The organism is Comamonas sp. 17RB, assembly GCF_030056555.1.
In the GTDB taxonomy this organism is placed as follows: Bacteria; Pseudomonadota; Gammaproteobacteria; order Burkholderiales; family Burkholderiaceae_C; genus Comamonas; species Comamonas terrigena.
Genome location: NZ_JASHHY010000002.1, coordinates 505,996 through 524,268, shown reverse-complemented (window position 1 = coordinate 524,268; position 18,273 = coordinate 505,996). Strand labels below are relative to the sequence as shown.

The following is an 18,273-nucleotide window of genomic DNA, read 5'->3' as shown; positions in this document are numbered from 1 at the left end:
CGGGGGCACCAGACCTGCAGTTGCACAGGCACAAAAAACCGGACCACAAGTAACTTGGGCCCGGTGATTGATTCTATACGGCCTGCTCCGGCGCGGCAGCCGGCCGCACTGCAATGGTGGGTATATGCAAAACCATATACCGGTCTGCGGGCCATGCCGTCCCCTGTGCGGGGCCCCGCATCCCCGGGCAGCGGCGCAGGGCAGGGCGCGCTTTCTACAATGGCGGCATGTTTCCGCTCGATCTGCTCGACGGTGCCGAAGAATCTTCCGCACCCGCTCACCGCCCATCCTCCTTGCTGGCCAACCTCAATGACGAGCAGCTCGCTGCCGTCACGCTGCCGGCCGGCCATGCGCTGATCCTGGCGGGCGCCGGCTCCGGCAAGACGCGGGTGCTGACCACGCGCATTGCCTGGCTGCTGCAAAGCGGCCAGGTCACGCCCGGCGGCATTCTGGCGGTCACCTTCACCAACAAGGCAGCCAAGGAAATGGTGGCCCGCCTGTCGGCCATGCTGCCCTACAACGTGCGCGGCATGTGGATCGGCACCTTCCACGGCCTGTGCAACCGCCTCCTGCGCGCCCACCATGTGGCGGCCGGCCTGCCCGCGACCTTCCAGATTCTGGACACGCAGGACCAGCTCTCGGCCATCAAGCGCCTGTGCAAGCAGTACCAGGTGGACGAGGAGCGCTTTCCGCCCAAGCAGCTGGGCTGGTTCATTGCCGGCTGCAAGGAAGAAGGCATGCGCCCCAAGGATGTGGTGGCGTCCGACCCCGACACCAAGAAGAAAGTGGAGCTCTACCAGCTGTACGAGGACCAGTGCCAGCGTGAAGGCGTGGTCGATTTCGGCGAGCTGATGCTGCGCAGCTTCGAGCTGCTGCGCGACGACGCGGCGCTGCGCCAGCACTACCAGCGGCGTTTTCGCTTCATCCTGGTGGACGAGTTCCAGGACACCAACAAGCTGCAGTACGCCTGGCTCAAGCAGCTGGCCGGCGAGATGGTGGGCGGTCGCCTGCAATCGAGCTCCAGCGTGCTGGCCGTGGGCGATGACGACCAGAGCATCTACGCCTTCCGTGGTGCGCGCGTGGGCAATATGACCGACTTTGTGCGCGAGTTCGACGTGCAGCACCAGATCAAGCTGGAGCAGAACTACCGCTCGTTCAGCAACATCCTGGACTGCGCCAACGCGCTGATCAGCCACAACAGCCAGCGCCTGGGCAAGAACCTGCGCACCAACCAGGGCGCGGGCGAACCGGTGCGGGTGTATGAGGCCCCCACCGACCTGGATGAAGCCAGCTGGATGGTGGAGGAAATCCGCAATCTGGTGCGGCAGGACGGCGTGCCGCGCCAGGAGATTGCCGTGCTCTACCGCAGCAATGCGCAAAGCCGGGTGATCGAGTCCAAGCTGTTCAATGCCGGCGTGCCCTACCGGGTGTACGGCGGCCTGCGCTTCTTCGAGCGTGCCGAAATCAAGCACGCACTGGCCTATCTGCGCCTGCTGGAGAACCCGCACGATGACACCAGCTTCATGCGGGTGGTGAACTTCCCGGCCCGCGGCATTGGCGCGCGTTCGGTCGAAACGCTGCAGGAAACGGCGCGCGCGGCGGGCTGTTCGCTCAGCGACGCGGTCACGGCCGTGGGCGGTGCGGCCGGCACCAAGCTGCAAGGCTTTGTGGCCAAGATTGACGTGCTGCGCGAAGAAACCCAGGGCAAGAGCCTGCGCCAGACCATCGAGCGCATGCTGGAAGCCAGCGGCCTGATCGACTTCTACCTGAACGAGAAGGAAGGCCAGGACCGCATCGAGAACTTGAAGGAACTGGTGAACGCGGCCGAGAGCTTTGTGACCCAGGAAGGTTTCGGCAAGGATGCGATCGCCCTGCCCATCGACGAGCACAGCCGCACCGACACCGCGCTGACGCAAAGCCCGGCCAGCCAGGGCCTGAACCCTGCGCTGCCCATGCTGGACGTACCGCTGGGCGGCACCGATGCCGAAACCGGCGAAACCCTGTCGCCGCTGGCCGCCTTTCTGGTACACGCGGCACTGGAAGCCGGGGACAACCAGGCCCAGGCCGGCCAGGAGGCCGTGCAACTGATGACGGTGCACGCCAGCAAGGGGCTGGAATTCGATGTGGTCTTCATCGGCGGGCTGGAAGAAGGCCTGTTCCCGCACGAGAACGCGGCTAGCGACAAGGGCGGGCTGGAGGAAGAGCGCCGCCTGATGTATGTGGCCATCACCCGCGCCCGCAAGCGCCTGTACCTCAGCCATTCGCAAAGCCGCATGCTGCACGGGCAGACGCGCTTCAACCTGCCCAGCCGCTTTCTGGATGAGCTGCCCGAAGCCAACCTCAAATGGCTGACCGCCAAGCAGCCGGGCTTTGGCACGTTCACGCCCAAGTTCGGCGGCGGTTCTGCCTATGGCAATGGGTTCCGTGCTGCGTCGGGCGCCCGGTCGTCCGAGGTGTTTGCCAATCCCGTCGTGCCGCCGCAGAAAGCGGTGCCGGGCCATGGCATCACCAAGGGCATCACCGTGTTCCACGCCAAGTTCGGCGAAGGCAAGGTGCTGGCCGTGGAAGGCACGGGCGACGATGCCCGCGCCCAGATCAATTTCCCGCGCCATGGCACCAAGTGGCTGGCGCTGGCGATTGCCAAGCTGACCATTGTGGAGTGAGGGGCCTGCGCCGCTGAGTTGCCGAGGCCGCCCGGGAGGGCGGCTGTGGGCCGCCATCTGTGGGGTCTGGCCCAGTGGGCCTCACCGGGCCGCGCTTGCGCCACTGTCTGACAGCCACACCCGCCGGGTATCGGGTGTGATGAACCTCCTGGTTTGGCCGCAGAGAGGTTTTGCATGCACACCCCACCGGACCCCACACCTCCCCCTTCCGCCGCACCGCAGGTGCCGCGCAGCGACACCGCGCTGCAGTTGCTGGAGCGCGCGCAGTGGCGCGACAGCGTGGCGCTGACCAGCCAGCCTTCGCTGCGCATTGCCACCGTGGCGGGCATGCAGGCGGCCCTGTCCGTGCTGCTGGCGGTGCTGCTGGTGCATGTCTCCCCCTGGCCGCATCTGGTGGGCTTTGCCGCGCTGGGGGCCCTGTCGGCGTTGTTTGGCCGTTTTGCACCGCTGCGGCTGCGCATGCGCATCGTCACCCTCTGCGCCGGGCTGATGGCGCTGGGCGTGCTGATCCCCTCGCTGGCCACGCTGGCCGGGGCCGGGCCGGCCACGATGCTGGGGGTGATGGCGCTGGTGGCCGGGGCTGCCACCCTGGTCGTCAGCCACTGGGTGCTGGGCGGGCCGGGGGCTGTGATCATTGTCTTTGCCACCGGTGCGGCGCTGGTGCCGGCGCCCGATGGACTGACCGTGGCCGCCCGCACCCTGGCCGCCCTGGCGGGCGGTGCCGTGGCATGTGCGACCTGCCGGGCCACCGACTGGCTGCGCAAGGATGCACTGCCCCACCTGGCGCTGTCGCCGCCGGTGGCCCCTCCGCTGCGGCTGGAGCTGCTGGTGGCCCCTCCGCTGCGGCTGGAGCTGCTGGTGGCGCTGCGCATTACCGTGGCCGCCGGGCTGTCGGCCTGGGCGGCCTATCTGGCGGGCATGCCGCATCCGGCCTGGGCGGCCATCGGCGCCGTGGCGGTGATGCAGGGCGCCCACCTGCATATCACCATGAACCGGGCGCTGCAGCGCATGGCGGGCACGGTGGTGGGGGCGGTGGTGGCGTGGCTGATCCTGGCGCAGAACCCCGGCTTTGGCACGGTGCTGGCCTGCATCGTGCTGTTCCAGTTTGTCACCGAGGTCGTCATCGGCTTCAACTACGCGCTGGGCCAGATCGCGGTCACGCCGTCGGCGCTGCTGATGACCCACCTGGCGGCACCCGCCGCCGCGGTGGCCGGCATGCCGGTGGAGCGGGTGATGGACACCATCCTGGGGGCGGCGCTGGGCATCGGGTTTGCGGTGCTCTTTTCCACCCTGGACGACCGCCGCCAGCTGGCGCAGCTGCGGGCACGGGAATCGGGCGCACGGCACTGAAACCGGTGCCGAAACCTGTGCTGTGTGGCCCAGGCATGCTGCATGCAAAAAGGGACGCCGCGGCGTCCCTTTGTCCTTTGCAGGGCAGGCCACTGCCTGGGGCAGTGGCGCGGCATCACGGCGTGGGGCCGGTGTCGTGCGGGGTGTAGGTGACGCCGCCGTCCTCTTCCTGCTCATCGTGGCCGTCCGGTGCCGAGAAGCAGTCGCGGAAGGTGAACACCACCGAGCTGAAGAACATGGCGGCCAGCATCATGGCCGCGCCGATCATCAGTCCGGCCGCGATATCGCCCACCAGGGCCGACAGCAGGGCGGTCACCAGCGCCAGCACCAGGCCGGTGGCAATGAACACGCCCATCCACGATAGAAAGAACACGGCAAATGCGGTCAGATTGCGCCAGCAGGCGATGAAGCTGAAGAACAGCGCCTTGGCCGGAGGGATGTTGTGCCAGTGCACCAGACCGGGCGCATGCCAGAACAGCAGCGACAGCGGCAGGTACAGCAGCAGGGAGAACCACATGGCGGCCTGGAAATCGGCCTCCTGGGCCAGCTCGGGCGTCATGGGGGTGGTGCCCAGGTACACCTGGGCGAACTGGCCGCCGTCGATCAGGGCGGACACGCCCATCACCAGCAGAAAGCCCACGGCATAGAAGGCCCCCAGCAGCGCCATGGCGTGCATGCGCTGGCGACCGGTGCGGAAGGCGACCAGCAGCAGCGCCGGCGTGGGCATGCGGCCCTGCAGGGTCTCGGCGGCGCCTACCATCATCACCAGCGACGCCGTGGGCAGCAGCGCCAGCGCCAGCGCCGGCCCAACCAGCGGGAACAGGGAGATCAGCGACATGGCGGCCATGCACAGGAAGAACAGGGCCGACAGCGCCATCGGGTGGCGCCAGAAAGTCTGTATGCCCTGGCGGACCCATTGGGCACCGGTGCGGGCGGGAACGATATTGAGTTTCATGACCGGAAAGTGAAAGGGCCGGACGGGCGCGGGCAGGAGGCCGATACAGCGGCGACCTGCGGCGCGCGGGAGGGGACCTGAGCACAGGACTGTACCCCAGCCGCCCAAAGCCCCCGGCGGGACGGGCCGGATGGCGGGCGGCGGTGTCAGGCCAGGGCGGTCGGGCGCTCGATGGCGGTCAGCGGATGGGCCACGCGCTGGCGCAGCACGCGTTCGAAGTGGGTGGGGTCGTGGGGCTGCAGCAGCGCGGCTTCGCGCGGCAGATAGAAGTCCCACAGGCGCGAGACCCAGAAGCGCAGCGCACCGGCGCGCAGCATGGGGTTGAGCAGCTCGCGTTCGGCCGCTTCGAGCGGGCGCACGGCCTGGTAGGCGTCCAGCATGGCCTGGGCCCGGGCCGCGTCATGGGCGCCGCTGGCGTGGTCGATGCACCAGTCGTTCAGGCACACGGCCAGGTCGAACAGCCAGGTGTCCACGCCGGCAAAGTAGAAGTCGAAAAAGCCGGTCAGTTCCTCGCCGTCGAACATCACGTTGTCGCGGAACAGGTCGGCGTGGATGGGACCGCGCGGCAGGGCGGCGTGGCTGGGGCTGGCGGCCACATGGTTCTGGAATGCCAGTTCGCTGCGCAGCAGGTCGGCGGCATCCTGTTCCAGATAGGGCAGCACCACGGGCACGGTCTCGTTCCACCAGGGCAGGCTGCGCAGATTGGGTTGCTCGCGGGCGTAGTCACGGCCGGCCAGGTGCATGCGTGCCAGCATGTCGCCGACGGCGGCGCAGTGCACGGCCTGGGGTTGCAGCTGGCTCTTGCCACGCAGCTTCTGCACCACGGCGGCAGGCTTGCCGCAGACCTTGTGCAGGATGTCGCCGCTCTTGGCGTCGGCCTGGGGGGCCGGCACGGGGATGCCGGCCAGCGCCAGGTGCTTCATCAGATACAGGTAGAACGGCAGTTGCTCGAAGGTCAGGCGCTCAAACAAAGTAAGCACCCACTCTCCTTGATCGGTTGTCAGGAAGTAGTTGGTGTTCTCGATGCCACCCTGAATGCCGCGCAGTTCGGTCAGGTTGCCCAGGGGGACACGGCGCAGCAGGTCGCGCGCCTCTTTGTCGGAGACTTCGGTAAAAACGGCCATCGCTCAGGACGCTCAAAAAAACAGGGGGGTGAAAACGAACAACGCCGACACGCACTCCGAAGAGGCCGGTGCCGGCGCAGAGGCAATGGGCCGCAGGGCCCGGGCGCTCAGAACTTGAGGTTCCAGACACGGCGGCCATTGGTGCCGTCGTTGCCGTTCTGGTTCACGCCATCGCGTGCGGCATTGCCGGGCTTGACCTCATAGGAGGGCATGTTGCCGACCTTGGGCTGCACATTGATGCTTTGCGTCTGACCGCCCACGCGCAACTCGTCCACCCGGCTGCCAGCATCTTCTTCGCGAATGCGCTCGATGCGCTGGTTCTGGCGCGACGGAGCGGCGCTGTTGTCCTGCTGGGGCTGGCCCGCAGGCGCAGGGGCCGCAGCGGGTGCAGCCTCGCTGGAAGGCTGTGCCCACGCCACAGCGGAGGCCAGAACGGCGATGGAAAAGAGGATAGGTGCGCGCATAGGGAGATTGTAGTGGCGCGTGCACAATCTTGGGTATGAGCAATTCCAAGACATTGGTGCTGGTGGACGGTTCCAGCTACCTCTACCGCGCCTACCATGCCATGCCCGACCTGCGGGCCGTTCCCGGCGACCCGGCCAGCCCGGCCACGGGTGCCATCCGCGGCATGGTCAACATGATGCAGGCGCTGCGCAAGGATGTGCAGGCCGACTACGCCGTCTGTGTGTTCGACACCAGCGGGCCCACCTTCCGCGATGCCATGTACGACCAGTACAAGGCCACGCGCTCGCCCATGCCCGACGATTTGCGCAGCCAGATCGAGCCCATCCACGAGGTGGTGCAGCTGCTGGGCTGGAAGGTGGTGGCCGTGCCCGGCGTGGAGGCGGATGACGTGATTGCCACCCTGGCGCAGACGGCGGCCGCCCAGGGCATCAATGTGATCGTCTCCAGCGGCGACAAGGACCTGAGCCAGCTGGTGAACGAGCATGTGACCATCATCGACACCATGAACGGCAAGAAGCGCGACATTGCCGGCGTGACGGCCGAGTTCGGCGTGCCGCCCGCCCAGATGATCGACTACCAGGCCCTGGTGGGCGACACCGTGGACAACGTGCCCGGTGTGACCAAGGTGGGCCCCAAGACTGCGGCCAAGTGGCTGGAAGAGTATGGCTCGCTGGACAACCTGATCGCCAATGCGGCGGCGATCAAGGGCGTGGCTGGCCAGAACCTGCGCGATGCGATTGCCTCGGGCCAGCTGGCACTGAGCCGGCAGCTGGTGACCATGAAGACCGATTGCGATCTCTCTGGGCATGTGGCCGGCCTGCCGCAGCTGGACAGCATCACCCTGGGCGAGCCCGATAACGCCGGTCTGGCGCCTTTCTACGAAAAATACGGTTTCAAGGGCCTGGTGCGCGCGCTGGGTGCGGTGGCGGCGGAAGCCACACCGGCCAAGAAGTCCGCTCCCGCATCCCCGCAAGGCGGTCTGTTCGATGCGGATGACGCCGCCACCACCGAAATCGCGGTCGAAGCCCAGCAGCGCGATGTGGTCTATACCACCATCCTGACCGAGGACGCGCTGGACCACTGGCTGGCCAAGCTCCAGGCAGCCGAGTTGGCGGCACTGGACACCGAGACCGATTCACTGGATGAAATGGTCGCCCAGATTGTGGGTATCAGCTTCAGCGTGGCCGTGGGTGAAGCGGCCTACATTCCGCTGCGCCACGAAGGCATGGATGTGCCCGAGCAGCTCGATATGGCCCTGGTGCTGGCCCGGCTCAAGCCCTGGCTGGAAGATGTCTCGAAGAAGAAGCTGGGCCAGCATGTCAAATACGACCAGCATGTGTTTGCCAACCACGGCATCACCGTGCGCGGCTACGCGCACGACACCATGCTGCAGTCCTATGTGCTGGAGGCCGACCGTCCCCACAACCTGACCAGCCTGGCACTGCGCCATGTGAGCCGCACCGGCATCAGCTACGAAGATCTGTGCGGCAAGGGCAAGAACCAGATCCCGTTTGCCCAGGTGAGCGTGGACAAGGCGGCGGCGTACAGCTGCGAAGATTCCGACCAGACGCTGGATGTGCACGGCGTGCTGTGGCCGCGCATCCAGGCCCATGCCGGCCTGCTGCATATCTATGAATTGGAAATGCAGACCAGCGAGGCGCTGTTCCGCATCGAGCGCAATGGCGTGCGCATCGACGCGGGCGAGCTGGCGCGCCAGAGCAACGATCTGGGGGCGCGCATTCTCAAGCTGGAGGAAGAGGCGTACGAGATAGCGGGCCAGCCTTTCAATCTGTCGTCGCCCAAGCAACTGGGCGAGATCTTCTTCGACAAGCTGGGCATGCCGGTGGTGAAGAAGACCGCCACCGGTGCGCGCAGCACCGATGAGGAAGTGCTGGAAAAGCTGGCCGAGGACTACCCGCTGCCCGCCAAGCTGCTGGAGCACCGCAGCCTGTCCAAGCTCAAGGGCACCTACACCGACAAGCTGGCCCAGATGGCCTTGCCCAGCGATGGCCGCGTGCACACGCACTACGCCCAGGCGGTGGCGGTGACCGGGCGCCTGTCCAGCAATGACCCGAACCTGCAGAACATTCCGGTGCGCACACCGGAAGGCCGCCGGGTGCGTGAAGCCTTTGTCGCGCCCGAGGGCAAACTGATTGCCAGCGCCGACTATTCGCAGATCGAGCTGCGCATCATGGCCCATCTCTCCGGGGATGAGGCCCTGCTCACTGCCTTCCGGGACGGCCTGGACGTGCACCGGGCCACGGCGGCCGAGGTGTTTGGCGTCGGCGTCGATGCCGTCAGCAGCGAGCAGCGCCGCTATGCCAAGGTCATCAATTTCGGCCTGATCTACGGCATGAGCAGCTTTGGCCTGGCCAAGAACCTGGGCATTGAGACCAAGGCCGCCGCGGCCTACATCGACAAGTACTTCCAGCGCTACCCCGGCGTGAAGCGCTACATGGACCAGACCGTGGAGCTGGCCCATGCCCAGGGCTATGTGGAGACCGTGTTCGGTCGTCGCCTGGTGCTGCCCGAGATCAACGGCGGCAACGGCCCGCGCAAGAAAGCGGCCGAGCGCGCCGCCATCAACGCGCCCATGCAGGGCACGGCGGCGGACCTGATCAAAAAAGCCATGGTGGCCGTGCAAGCCAAGCTGGATGCCGAAAAGCCCGAGGTCAAGGTCATCATGCAGGTGCACGATGAACTGGTGTTCGAGCTGCCCGCGTCGGAGAAAGACTGGGTCCGGGCGGAAATTCCGGTGCTGATGGCGGGGGTGGCCGATCTGGCCGTGCCGCTGCTGGCCGAGATCGGCTTTGGGCCGAACTGGGAAAAGGCGCACTGAGCACTTTCCGATCAAAGGCGCCGCCCGCCGTCCGTCCCCCCCGTGCGTGCGCATGGGGGTGGAAAACCCCCGCAGGCCTGCGTGCGCAGGAGGGTGTACGGGTTTGGAGGGTGGGTACTTGCTTGTAAGACAAGTGCTTGTAGAGCTTGTGGGACAGGGACCAATGGCTATGGCGCTCTGAGTCCCCTTGCAGGATCATCTGCTATCAGATTATTCAGCAGGGACTCTATGCCATGCAGTACCCAAGCTCTACACCGTATATGTTCCGTCACGCCCGCCGGCCGGGTCGTCGGGGCCTGCGCAACCGGCTGCTAGCCGGGCTTTTCGCGGCGCTCGCCAGCCAGGCGGGCATGGCGGAATCGTCGCCGCTGTTGCTGGTGCAACCCATGGAGCACACCCCGGTGGGCAATGTGGTGGCGCAGCACTTTGTGCGCTGGATGCCGCATTACCTGGGTGAAAAAGCCACGCTGCACCGTCCCAGCAATGCCGGAGGGATGGATGCGATTGTCTGGGCGGCCCGTTCGGGCCCACCCGATCGCACCCTGGTGCTGATGTCGCAGCTGTGGCTGGGGCGGCTGGAAGCACTGCCGGCGGCCCGTGTCTGGGTACCGCTGCAGATCGTACTGCAAGGTTCCTGGTGCCTGATGGCGCCCGAGGCGCGCCACCTGCCGGACTTCGCCGCCTTGCAGGCCTGGCTGCGCACCGTGGGCAGGCCGGTGCGCCTGGGTCTGCCGTTCAATTTCGGCTTCCCCGAGCTGTGGATGCAGGCCATGAGCCGCAAGACCGGTCTGACCTGGCAGGCCAGCACCTATGGCACGGCACGCCAGACGGTCCAGGCACTGGCTGCGGGCAAGGTGGATCTGGTGCTGGACCGCTGTGGCGACAGCTCCCAGTACCTGGGCAACCCGCAGGAGCGGGAACGCAGCGGTTATGCGGGGGTGCAGGTGCTGGCGCAGGTGGGCGCGCCGACACCGCTGGCGGCCGCCACGTTTGCCCAGTGGCAATTGCCGCCCCTGCCGCTGGGCTGGATGGCCTGGTTTGCTTCGGAGTCCATGCCGGAGGAGCGCAGAGAGGCGGTGGGCAAGGCGCTGTATGCCATTTTGCTGCGCCCCGATACCCAGGCGCTGATTGCCGCGCAGCAGCAGCAGCCGGTGCGCATGAGCCCGAGCGAGTCCCAGAGTTTTGTGCGCCGCGCCCAGGTGCAGAGTGAATCCCTGCGGAACTGGCTGGAGCGCTCGGCCGATCCCTTGCGGGAGCTGAACAGCCGGATACCCTGAGATCCTGAGGGGGCGGAGCACAGACAGGCCGGATCTGGCCTGTCGCCTGCGTGGCCTTGCGGCTGCCCGGTCCTGCCGGTCTGCCGGGCCAGGGGCTTACCATGGGAACCTGCGGGCCGGGGTGGTGATCCATGCCGCCCTTTTGCATGGTCCCATGGCACTGCATGCCGCCGCGGCGTGCGCAATGAGCGATTTTTCCGATGTCTCCTGATTCCTCTGCCTGCGCTGCGCCGCAGCGCGGTTTGACCCCTGCCGTGCGCATGGGCCTGTCGATTTCCGTGGCCACCGGGCTGTACGGCATTTCCTTTGGTGCGCTGGCTGTGGCGTCCGGGCTGCATGTCTGGCAGGCCATGGCGCTGAGCGCGCTGATGTTCACCGGGGGCTCGCAGTTCGCATTCATTGGCGTGATCGCTGGTGGCGGCACCGGGGCCGCCGCCCTGGGGGCCGCCAGTCTGCTGGGTCTGCGCAATGCCGTCTACGGCATGCAGATGAACCGCCTGCTGGGCCTGCAGGGCTGGCGCCGCTGGCTGGGGGCGCAGATGACCATTGATGAATCCGCTGCCACGGCGGTTGCCCAGCTGGATGCGGCCGAGCAGCGCCGGGGCTTCTGGACGGCCGGCCTGGGCGTGTACCTGCTGTGGAGCGGCTTCACCCTGTTGGGGGCCTGGCTGGGTGATGCCCTGGGTGACCCGCGCCAGTGGGGGCTGGATGGTGCGGCCGTGGCTGCCTTCCTGGGCCTGCTGTGGCCCAGGCTGCAGCAGCGTGAACCGGTGGCGCTGGCCGTGCTATGCGGGGTGGTCACGGCCTTGGCCGTACCGCTGTTGCCGCCGGGCCTGCCGATTCTGCTCGCAGCCGTGGTGGGCGCCATCTGGGGCTGGTGGCGCAGCCGTGCCGCCACGGCGGGTGCCGAATGTGTGCAGGAGGCCGCATGAGCGCCGGGACGATCGATATCGGCCTGTGGGGCTGGATTCTGGGGGCCTGTGCCGTGGCCTTTGCCACCAAGCTGGCCGGTTACGCCGTGCCTGCGCGCTGGTTGCAGAACCCCCGCATGACCCAGGTTGCGGCCTGCATGACGGTGGCGCTGCTGGCGGCGCTGACGGTGATGAACACCTTCGCCGCAGGCACGGCCCTGGTGCTGGATGCCCGTCTGGCAGCGCTGGCGGTGGCCGCGGTCGCACTGTGGCTGCGTGCGCCTTTTCTGCTGGTGGTGGTACTGGGGGCATTGGCCGCCGCCCTGGTGCGCTGGCTGGCGTAGCCGCGGATCGTCGCCGCCGGTTGGCGGCGGCGTGGCCGCTTGCATCTGGCGCTAGACTGCGCTTTCCGTTGTTCCCCCCTTGATCGACTGTTCACCAGGAGCCTGTCCATGGATTTTCGCGATGCACACAACGATGTCGGCGCCTTGCTGCCCGGCAAGTCCACCGAACAAGGCGCCAGCCGCCGTACCGCCTTGCAGGCGGTGCTGGGCTTGGGCTACGCCGCAGCCGCTGCACCCATCATGGCGCAGACGGCCATCACCACGCCGGGCGATGGGCTGGAGGAGGGCTGGGTGACCATTCCTTCGCAGGGCTTTGACCTGCCGGCCTACCAGGCCCGTCCCAAAGGCAAGAAGCACCCGCCCGTGGTGCTGGTGGTGCAGGAAATCTTTGGCGTGCACGCCTATATCCAGGATGTGTGCCGTCGCCTGGCCAAGGCCGGCTATCTGGCGATCGCGCCCGAGTTCTACGCCCGCCAGGGCAAGGCCAGTGACTACACCGAGATCAGCAAGCTGCAGGCCGAGTTGGTCAGCAAGGTGCCTGATGCCCAGGTGCTGGGCGATCTGGATGCCACGCTGGCCTGGGCGGCCAAGGCCGGCGGCAACACGCAGAAAGCGGCCATCACCGGCTTTTGCTGGGGCGGACGCATCACCTGGCTGTACGCGGCCAGCGGCAAGGTCAAGGCCGGCGTGGCCTGGTACGGCCGCTTGGAAGGCCAGGCTTCGGCCATGACGCCCACCCACCCGCTGGCGCTGGCGGGTCAGCTGAAAGCGCCGGTGCTGGGTCTGTACGGCGGGCAGGACACCGGGATTCCCGTGGCCAGCGTGGCCAAGATGCAGGAGGCCCTGGCACAGGGCAGTGCGGCAGCCAAGAAGTCGGAATTTGTGCTGTTCCCGGATGCACCGCATGCCTTCCATGCGGACTACCGCGCCAGCTACCGCGAAGCCGCCGCCCGGGATGGCTGGCAGCGTCTGCTGCAGTGGCTGCACAGCCACGGGGTGTAAGCAAGCACACCGGCGGGCGGTGCCAGCGTGCTGCTCGCCGTGGCAGCCCTGCCGCCTGGCCGTGGTGGCAGGAAGAGCCGCCGCTGCGGCAAAACCCCCGACCAGGGGGTGGTGCGGCCACCGCTTCCGGCGCAAAAAAGTCAGTAGGTGTAAGCTTTTGGCCCTTGTCGCACAGCCATCGGTGTCTGTGAGTGCGCGGTACGGCGCATTCCAGCGGGCACCCCGTAGCGCGCATGCCGACCTATAAAAATACCCGCCATTTCGGGTGCTCCAACCCGTTCACAAAGCGCAAAAAGCTATGACCTTGGTCGCAATTCTTCTGGCCACACTGGCCGCCGGCATTGGCAGTGTCTGGGTGGCCGACCTGCTGTTGAGGGCCGGCCTGGGCCGCGGCAATGCCCAGCAGGGCATGCTCAGCCTGGCTGCCGGAGCCCTGCTGGCCACGGCCTTCATGCATCTGCTGCCCGAAGCCTTCGAAAGCGAAGCCGGTGCCAAAGACCTGTTTCTGACCCTGCTGGTGGGCGTGGTGTTCTTCTTTCTGCTGACCAAGGCCGAACTGTGGCACCACGGCCATGAACACCACCATGCGCCGCTGGCACAGGCGGAGGACCATACCCACCACGACCACGCGCACCATGGCCATGCCCACCCATCGGCCCATGGCCACACGCACAGCCACCGCAGCGGCGGAGGCTGGTCGCTGCTGACCGGTGACAGCGTGCACTGCTTTGGCGACGGCATCCTGATTGCCTCGGCCTTCCTGGCCGATATGCGGCTGGGTCTGATTGCCGCGGTGTCGGTGCTGGCCCACGAGGTGCCGCACCACATGGGCGATCTGGTGGTGATGCGCCTGAACAGCAACCGCAATGCCGCCGTGCTCAAGGTGTCGCTGGCCGGTGCCGTGACGGCCTTTGGCGGTCTGGTGGGCTACTTTCTGGTGGGGCAACTGGAAGCCTGGCTGCCGTTCTTCCTGACCATCGCGTCCAGCAGCTTTGTCTATGTGGCGCTGTCGGACCTGATTCCGCAGCTGCAAAAACAGCTGTCCGCCCGGGAAACGCTGGCCCAGGTGGTCTGGCTGGCGGTGGGCATCGTGCTGGTCACGGTGGTCAGTCATCTGGCACACGGCGGGCACTGAGCACGCTGCCATTTCACGGCGCCATCGGCACGGATGCTCGCCATGAAAAAACGCTGGCCACCTTGCGGTGCCAGCGTTGGCTGATGCAGATGTGCCAGTGGGCGCGGATCAGGCCATTTCCGGCTGCACCTGGATGTGCGGCTGGTTCATGATGGCCCGCACGGCAGACAGCTGGCGGCGCGAGACCATCAGCAACTCGGGCACGGCGTGCATGCGCAGCGCCCAGCCTTCGCCGTCGTCTTCGGTGTAGTGCTTTTCCAGGCTGCGCATCTGTTCACGGGTGACCAGGGCGTTGCGGTGGATGCGCACGAACTGCAGCGGATAGCGGCCTTCCAGCTCGGTCAGCGAGTTGTCCAGGATGTAGCTGCGGGTGGCCGTGCGCACGGTGACGTACTTCTGCTCGGCTTTCAGATAGATCACCTGGTGCAGCGGCACACGTTCGGTGCGGCCGCGGTCACGGATCAGCAGGGCGGCGGCGCTGCCCATGGACATGGTGGCCGGTGCCTTCTGCTCCAGCGTATACAGGCGGCGCACCTTGGCCACGGCCTGCTGCAGGCGGTCGGGGCGCACCGGCTTGGTCAGGTAGTCCACGGCTTCCACTTCGAACGCATTGGCGGCGTACATGGCGTGGGCCGAGATGAACACCACCGCCGGCGGACGGGGCAGGGAGCGGAGCGTTTGGGCAAAGCGCAGGCCGTCCTGGCCGGGCATCTGCACGTCCAGGAAGATCATGTCAACGGGATGGTGATCCTTGGTGCGGTGCAGCACATCCAGCGCCTGGGCGGCAGTGGCAGCTTCCGATACCAGGAACGGGGCCGAGGGATCCTCGCAATCGCTCAGCAGGACGCGCAGGCGGTTACGGGCCAAGAGTTCATCATCAACGATCAGTACGTGCATAGCTCCTTCTCCCTTATCTCAATATGGCGGATACATCAGGTACTGGCAGCGTGACGACAAACGGACCCTTCATGTCAGGGACAGAAATCGCCTGACCTAGTGCCGCAGTACCAAACGCGTTTGCACATTCGCGTGGGCCATGCCTTGACCCAGCGCAACCTCCCTCCGGTTAACAGGGGTGAAACAAAGTGTATTGGTAACTTGCAAGATGCACCCGTGACTGAAGAGTTTTGTTGTGACTGTCACGTTTCTGCTGCATTTACGGGCCGTTCCCGGCACTTTGCGGCGTTTTCTGCCCGCAAAGCCAGTGGAAACCCTGATGCGGGCCGTGGGGTCAGACTCCGTGGGCCGTGTACTGCAGGCGCCCATGGCATCGGTGCTCTGGCCGTCCCCACGGCAGCCGGACCAGCTCCGTCGGAGAGGCGCCAGACGCCAGCACGGTGAGGGTGTCGCGGTGCAACGTGGGGTCACCGCAGGCCGCAGAAACCGGGGGAGCCGCCGGGCTCGATAAAATTTGCGTATCTTGCATACGCGGCACCCGGATTTCCGGGTGTCCTGAACTTCCGGAAAATCTGTCCTCGCCTATGTCCTCCAACACCACCGCGCAGCCCTCCCACAACCAACTCGACACCAAGGCGCAGGCGTGGTCTGCCCTGTTTTCCGAGCCCATGAGCGACCTGGTCAAGCGCTACACCTCCAGCGTTTTCTTTGACAAGCGCATGTGGAAGGCCGACATCACCGGCAGCCTGGCGCACGCGGAAATGCTGGCTGCACAGGGTGTCATCGGTCAGGACGACTACTCCGCCATCCAGAAGGGCATGGCCCAGATCAAGTCGGAGATCGAAGCCGGTCAGTTCGACTGGAAGCTGGACCTGGAAGATGTGCACCTGAACATCGAAGCGCGTCTGACGGCCCTGGTGGGCGATGCCGGCAAGCGCCTGCACACCGGCCGCAGCCGCAACGACCAGGTGGCCACCGATGTGCGCCTGTGGCTGCGCGACGAGATCGATCTGATCGAAGGTCTGCTCAAGGAGCTGCAGCTGTCGCTGGTGGAAGTGGCCGAGCAGAACGTGGAAGTGATCCTGCCCGGCTTCACCCACCTGCAGGTGGCGCAGCCGGTGAGCTTTGGCCACCACATGCTGGCCTATGTGGAAATGTTCAAGCGCGACGCCGAACGCATGCTGGACGTGCGCAAGCGCGTGAACGTGCTGCCCCTGGGCTCGGCCGCGCTGGCCGGCACCACCTACCCGCTGGACCGCGAGCGCGTGGCCCGCACGCTGGGCATGGAAGGCGTGTCGCAGAATTCGCTGGACGGCGTGAGCGACCGCGACTTCGCCATCGAGTTCACGGCCGCCGCCAGCCTGTGCATGGTGCACGTGAGCCGCCTGTCCGAAGAGCTGATTATCTGGATGAGCCAGAACTTCGGCTTCATCAAGATTGCGGACCGCTTCACCACCGGCTCGTCGATCATGCCCCAGAAGAAGAACCCCGACGTGCCCGAGCTGGCACGCGGCAAGACCGGCCGTGTGGTCGGCCACCTGATGGGCCTGATCACCCTGATGAAGGGCCAGCCCCTGGCCTACAACAAGGACAACCAGGAAGACAAGGAACCGCTGTTCGACACCGTCGACACGCTGAAGGACACGCTGCGCATCTTTGCCGAAATGATTGGCGGCCAAGTCAACCCCGCCTCCGGCAAGAAGGAAGGCGGCATCACCGTGAATGCCGAGAACATGCGTGCTGCGGCCCTGAAGGGCTATGCCACCGCCACCGACCTGGCCGACTACCTGGTCAAGAAGGGTCTGCCTTTCCGCGATGCCCATGAAACCGTGGCCCATGCGGTGAAGCTGGCCTCTATGAAGGGGGTGGACCTGACCGAGCTGCCCTTGATCGAACTCCAGGCCTTCAACCCGCACATCGAAGCCGATGTCTTCGAGGCGCTGAGCCTGGAAGGCTCGCTCAACGCCCGCAACACGCTGGGCGGCACGGCACCGGCCCAGGTGCGCGCACAGCTGGTCAAGCACCGCGCACGCCTGGCCTGAGAGGCCAGGGCGCTGGGCGCAGAGAGGCAGGTCGACAAGACGCCTGTCTGCACACATGCAAAAGGGACGCTTCGGCGTCCCTTTTTTCATGGTGCCTGCACCGGGGCAAAAGGTTGGTTTCGCGGTTGAAGATGTGCAACATCGCAAACCAGTGTGTCTTCGAAATTTTTTCCGGGTATCCGACCGCTACGCTCGCAGATGGCCGTGTATGGCTTCTTCTTTTTTCTGCCTTCGGAGCACGTTGTGACCCTCTCTTCCCGCCGCCGATTCCTGGTCCACTCCGCTGCACAGGCCGCGGTTCTGGCTGCGGCCAGCGGGTCCGCCGGGGTCTGGGCCAAAGGCGGGCGTCCCTTGCGCATCCTGGTGGGCTTTCCGCCGGGCGGTGGCAGCGATGTGATCGCACGCCTGCTGCAGGAGCCGCTGTCGGAGCTGCTGGCCGTGCCCGTGATCGTGGACAACCGCCCCGGCGCGGGCGGGCAGATCGCCGCCCAGCAGCTCAAGGCGGCCCAGCCCGATGGCACGACGGTGTTCCTGACGCACGACCACACCATCTCCATCCTGCCGCAGGTGGTGCGCCAGCCGGGTTTCGATCCGGCACAGGACTTTGTGCCGGTCGGCGGCTTTGCCTCGTTCGTGAACTGCCTGGCCGTGTCTGGACAGCACCCGGCACACAGCGTGGCCGAGTATGTGGACTGGGTGCGCAGCGCTGCCCAGGGGCGCAGTGCGGTGGGAATTCCGGCGCCGGCATCGACCCCGGAGTTTCTGGTGCAGCTGTTGGCCAGGCACTACCAGCTGGATCTGGTGGCAGCGCCCTACAAGGGCAGCGCGCCGATGATCGGCGATCTGCTGGGCCGGCAGATCGAAGCCGGCATTGGCTCGGTGCAGGATTTCGTGGAGTACCACAAGAGCGGCAAGCTGCGCGTGCTGGCCGTGCTGGGGGCACACCGGCAAAAGGCGTTTCCCCAGGTGCCCACCCTGGGCGAGCTGGGTCTGGCGGGCTTCGAGGACATGCCCTACTACGGTTTCTATGCGCCCAAGGGCACGTCCGCAGCGTTTACACAACGTTTTGCCCAGGCGCTGGCCCAGGTGGTGGCGCGTCCGCAGATCCGCAGCCAGCTCGAACAGCTGGGGCTGACGGTGGAGCCCATGAACCCGCAGCAGCTGCAGCGCCGTGAACAGGCCTATACCGCGGCCTGGAAGGCCATCATCCGCAAGAGCGGCTTTCAGCCGCAGTAAGCGCCAGCTCGTGGTGCCTGTGGCGCACCGATG

General features: G+C 66.4%; 14 protein-coding genes. 10 read left to right on the top strand and 4 right to left on the bottom strand.

Going from position 1 to position 18,273, the window contains the following annotated elements:
- Positions 1-227 precede the first annotated feature (227 nt).
- Together QM470_RS05570 and QM470_RS05565 are read left to right on the top strand one after the other, a co-directional pair.
- Positions 228-2,663 (top strand): UvrD-helicase domain-containing protein, encoded by a 2,436-nt coding sequence (locus QM470_RS05570; protein WP_283338489.1) that lies wholly within the window; start codon positions 228-230, stop codon positions 2,661-2,663.
- A 174-nt stretch (positions 2,664-2,837) separates the two neighbouring features.
- Positions 2,838-4,013 carry an FUSC family protein gene (locus QM470_RS05565; RefSeq protein ID WP_283338488.1) on the top strand — a complete coding sequence of 392 codons (1,176 nt, stop codon included), beginning with the start codon at positions 2,838-2,840 and terminating at the stop codon, positions 4,011-4,013.
- A 115-nt stretch (positions 4,014-4,128) separates the two neighbouring features.
- On the opposite strand, the gene QM470_RS05560 is transcribed toward QM470_RS05565, so the two are convergent.
- The 3 genes from QM470_RS05560 to QM470_RS05550 form a co-directional block, all read right to left on the bottom strand.
- A complete protein-coding gene (locus tag QM470_RS05560) occupies positions 4,129-4,968 on the bottom strand; it encodes a BPSS1780 family membrane protein (RefSeq protein ID WP_283338487.1) in 840 nt (279 codons plus the stop codon).
- Positions 4,969-5,114: 146 nt separating this feature from the next.
- Entirely contained in the window at positions 5,115-6,092 is a 978-nt protein-coding gene (locus QM470_RS05555) for a homoserine kinase (RefSeq protein ID WP_283338486.1), read from the bottom strand.
- 107 nt (positions 6,093-6,199) lie between these two features.
- Positions 6,200-6,556, bottom strand: a complete 357-nt coding sequence (locus QM470_RS05550; RefSeq protein ID WP_066537275.1) for a hypothetical protein — start codon at positions 6,554-6,556, stop codon at positions 6,200-6,202.
- A 35-nt stretch (positions 6,557-6,591) separates the two neighbouring features.
- On the opposite strand from QM470_RS05550, the gene polA reads away from it, so the two are divergent.
- The 6 genes from polA (at position 6,592) to QM470_RS05520 (ending at position 14,065) form a co-directional block, all read left to right on the top strand.
- Positions 6,592-9,396, top strand: coding sequence for a DNA polymerase I (gene polA, locus QM470_RS05545; protein WP_283338485.1), 2,805 nt, complete (start codon positions 6,592-6,594; stop codon positions 9,394-9,396).
- Positions 9,397-9,746: 350 nt separating this feature from the next.
- The gene (locus QM470_RS05540) at positions 9,747-10,673 is read left to right on the top strand and encodes a type 2 periplasmic-binding domain-containing protein (protein ID WP_283338484.1); all 927 of its coding nucleotides are present in this window, start codon (positions 9,747-9,749) and stop codon (positions 10,671-10,673) included.
- A 200-nt stretch (positions 10,674-10,873) separates the two neighbouring features.
- Complete coding sequence (locus QM470_RS05535) at positions 10,874-11,605, top strand: AzlC family ABC transporter permease (RefSeq protein WP_283338483.1); 732 nt, start codon at positions 10,874-10,876, stop codon at positions 11,603-11,605.
- Complete coding sequence (locus QM470_RS05530; RefSeq protein ID WP_272971736.1) at positions 11,602-11,928, top strand: AzlD domain-containing protein; 327 nt, start codon at positions 11,602-11,604, stop codon at positions 11,926-11,928. Before QM470_RS05535 ends, QM470_RS05530 begins: the two co-directional genes overlap by 4 nt.
- Positions 11,929-12,036: 108 nt before the next feature.
- On the top strand, positions 12,037-12,930 hold the full coding sequence (locus QM470_RS05525) for a dienelactone hydrolase family protein (protein ID WP_283338482.1): 894 nt from the start codon (positions 12,037-12,039) through the stop codon (positions 12,928-12,930).
- 298 nt (positions 12,931-13,228) lie between these two features.
- Complete coding sequence (locus QM470_RS05520; RefSeq protein WP_283338481.1) at positions 13,229-14,065, top strand: ZIP family metal transporter; 837 nt, start codon at positions 13,229-13,231, stop codon at positions 14,063-14,065.
- A 108-nt stretch (positions 14,066-14,173) separates the two neighbouring features.
- Here the strand turns inward: QM470_RS05520 and QM470_RS05515 are convergent, their stop codons facing one another.
- Positions 14,174-14,962, bottom strand: coding sequence for a LytR/AlgR family response regulator transcription factor (locus tag QM470_RS05515; protein ID WP_192334208.1), 789 nt, complete (start codon positions 14,960-14,962; stop codon positions 14,174-14,176).
- Positions 14,963-15,546: 584 nt separating this feature from the next.
- Between QM470_RS05515 and argH the strand changes: the two genes are divergently transcribed.
- On the top strand, positions 15,547-17,004 hold the full coding sequence (gene argH / locus QM470_RS05510) for an argininosuccinate lyase (RefSeq protein WP_283338480.1): 1,458 nt from the start codon (positions 15,547-15,549) through the stop codon (positions 17,002-17,004).
- A 198-nt stretch (positions 17,005-17,202) separates the two neighbouring features.
- On the top strand, positions 17,203-18,240 hold the full coding sequence (locus QM470_RS05505) for a Bug family tripartite tricarboxylate transporter substrate binding protein (RefSeq protein ID WP_502846810.1): 1,038 nt from the start codon (positions 17,203-17,205) through the stop codon (positions 18,238-18,240).
- Positions 18,241-18,273: the final 33 nt, after the last annotated feature.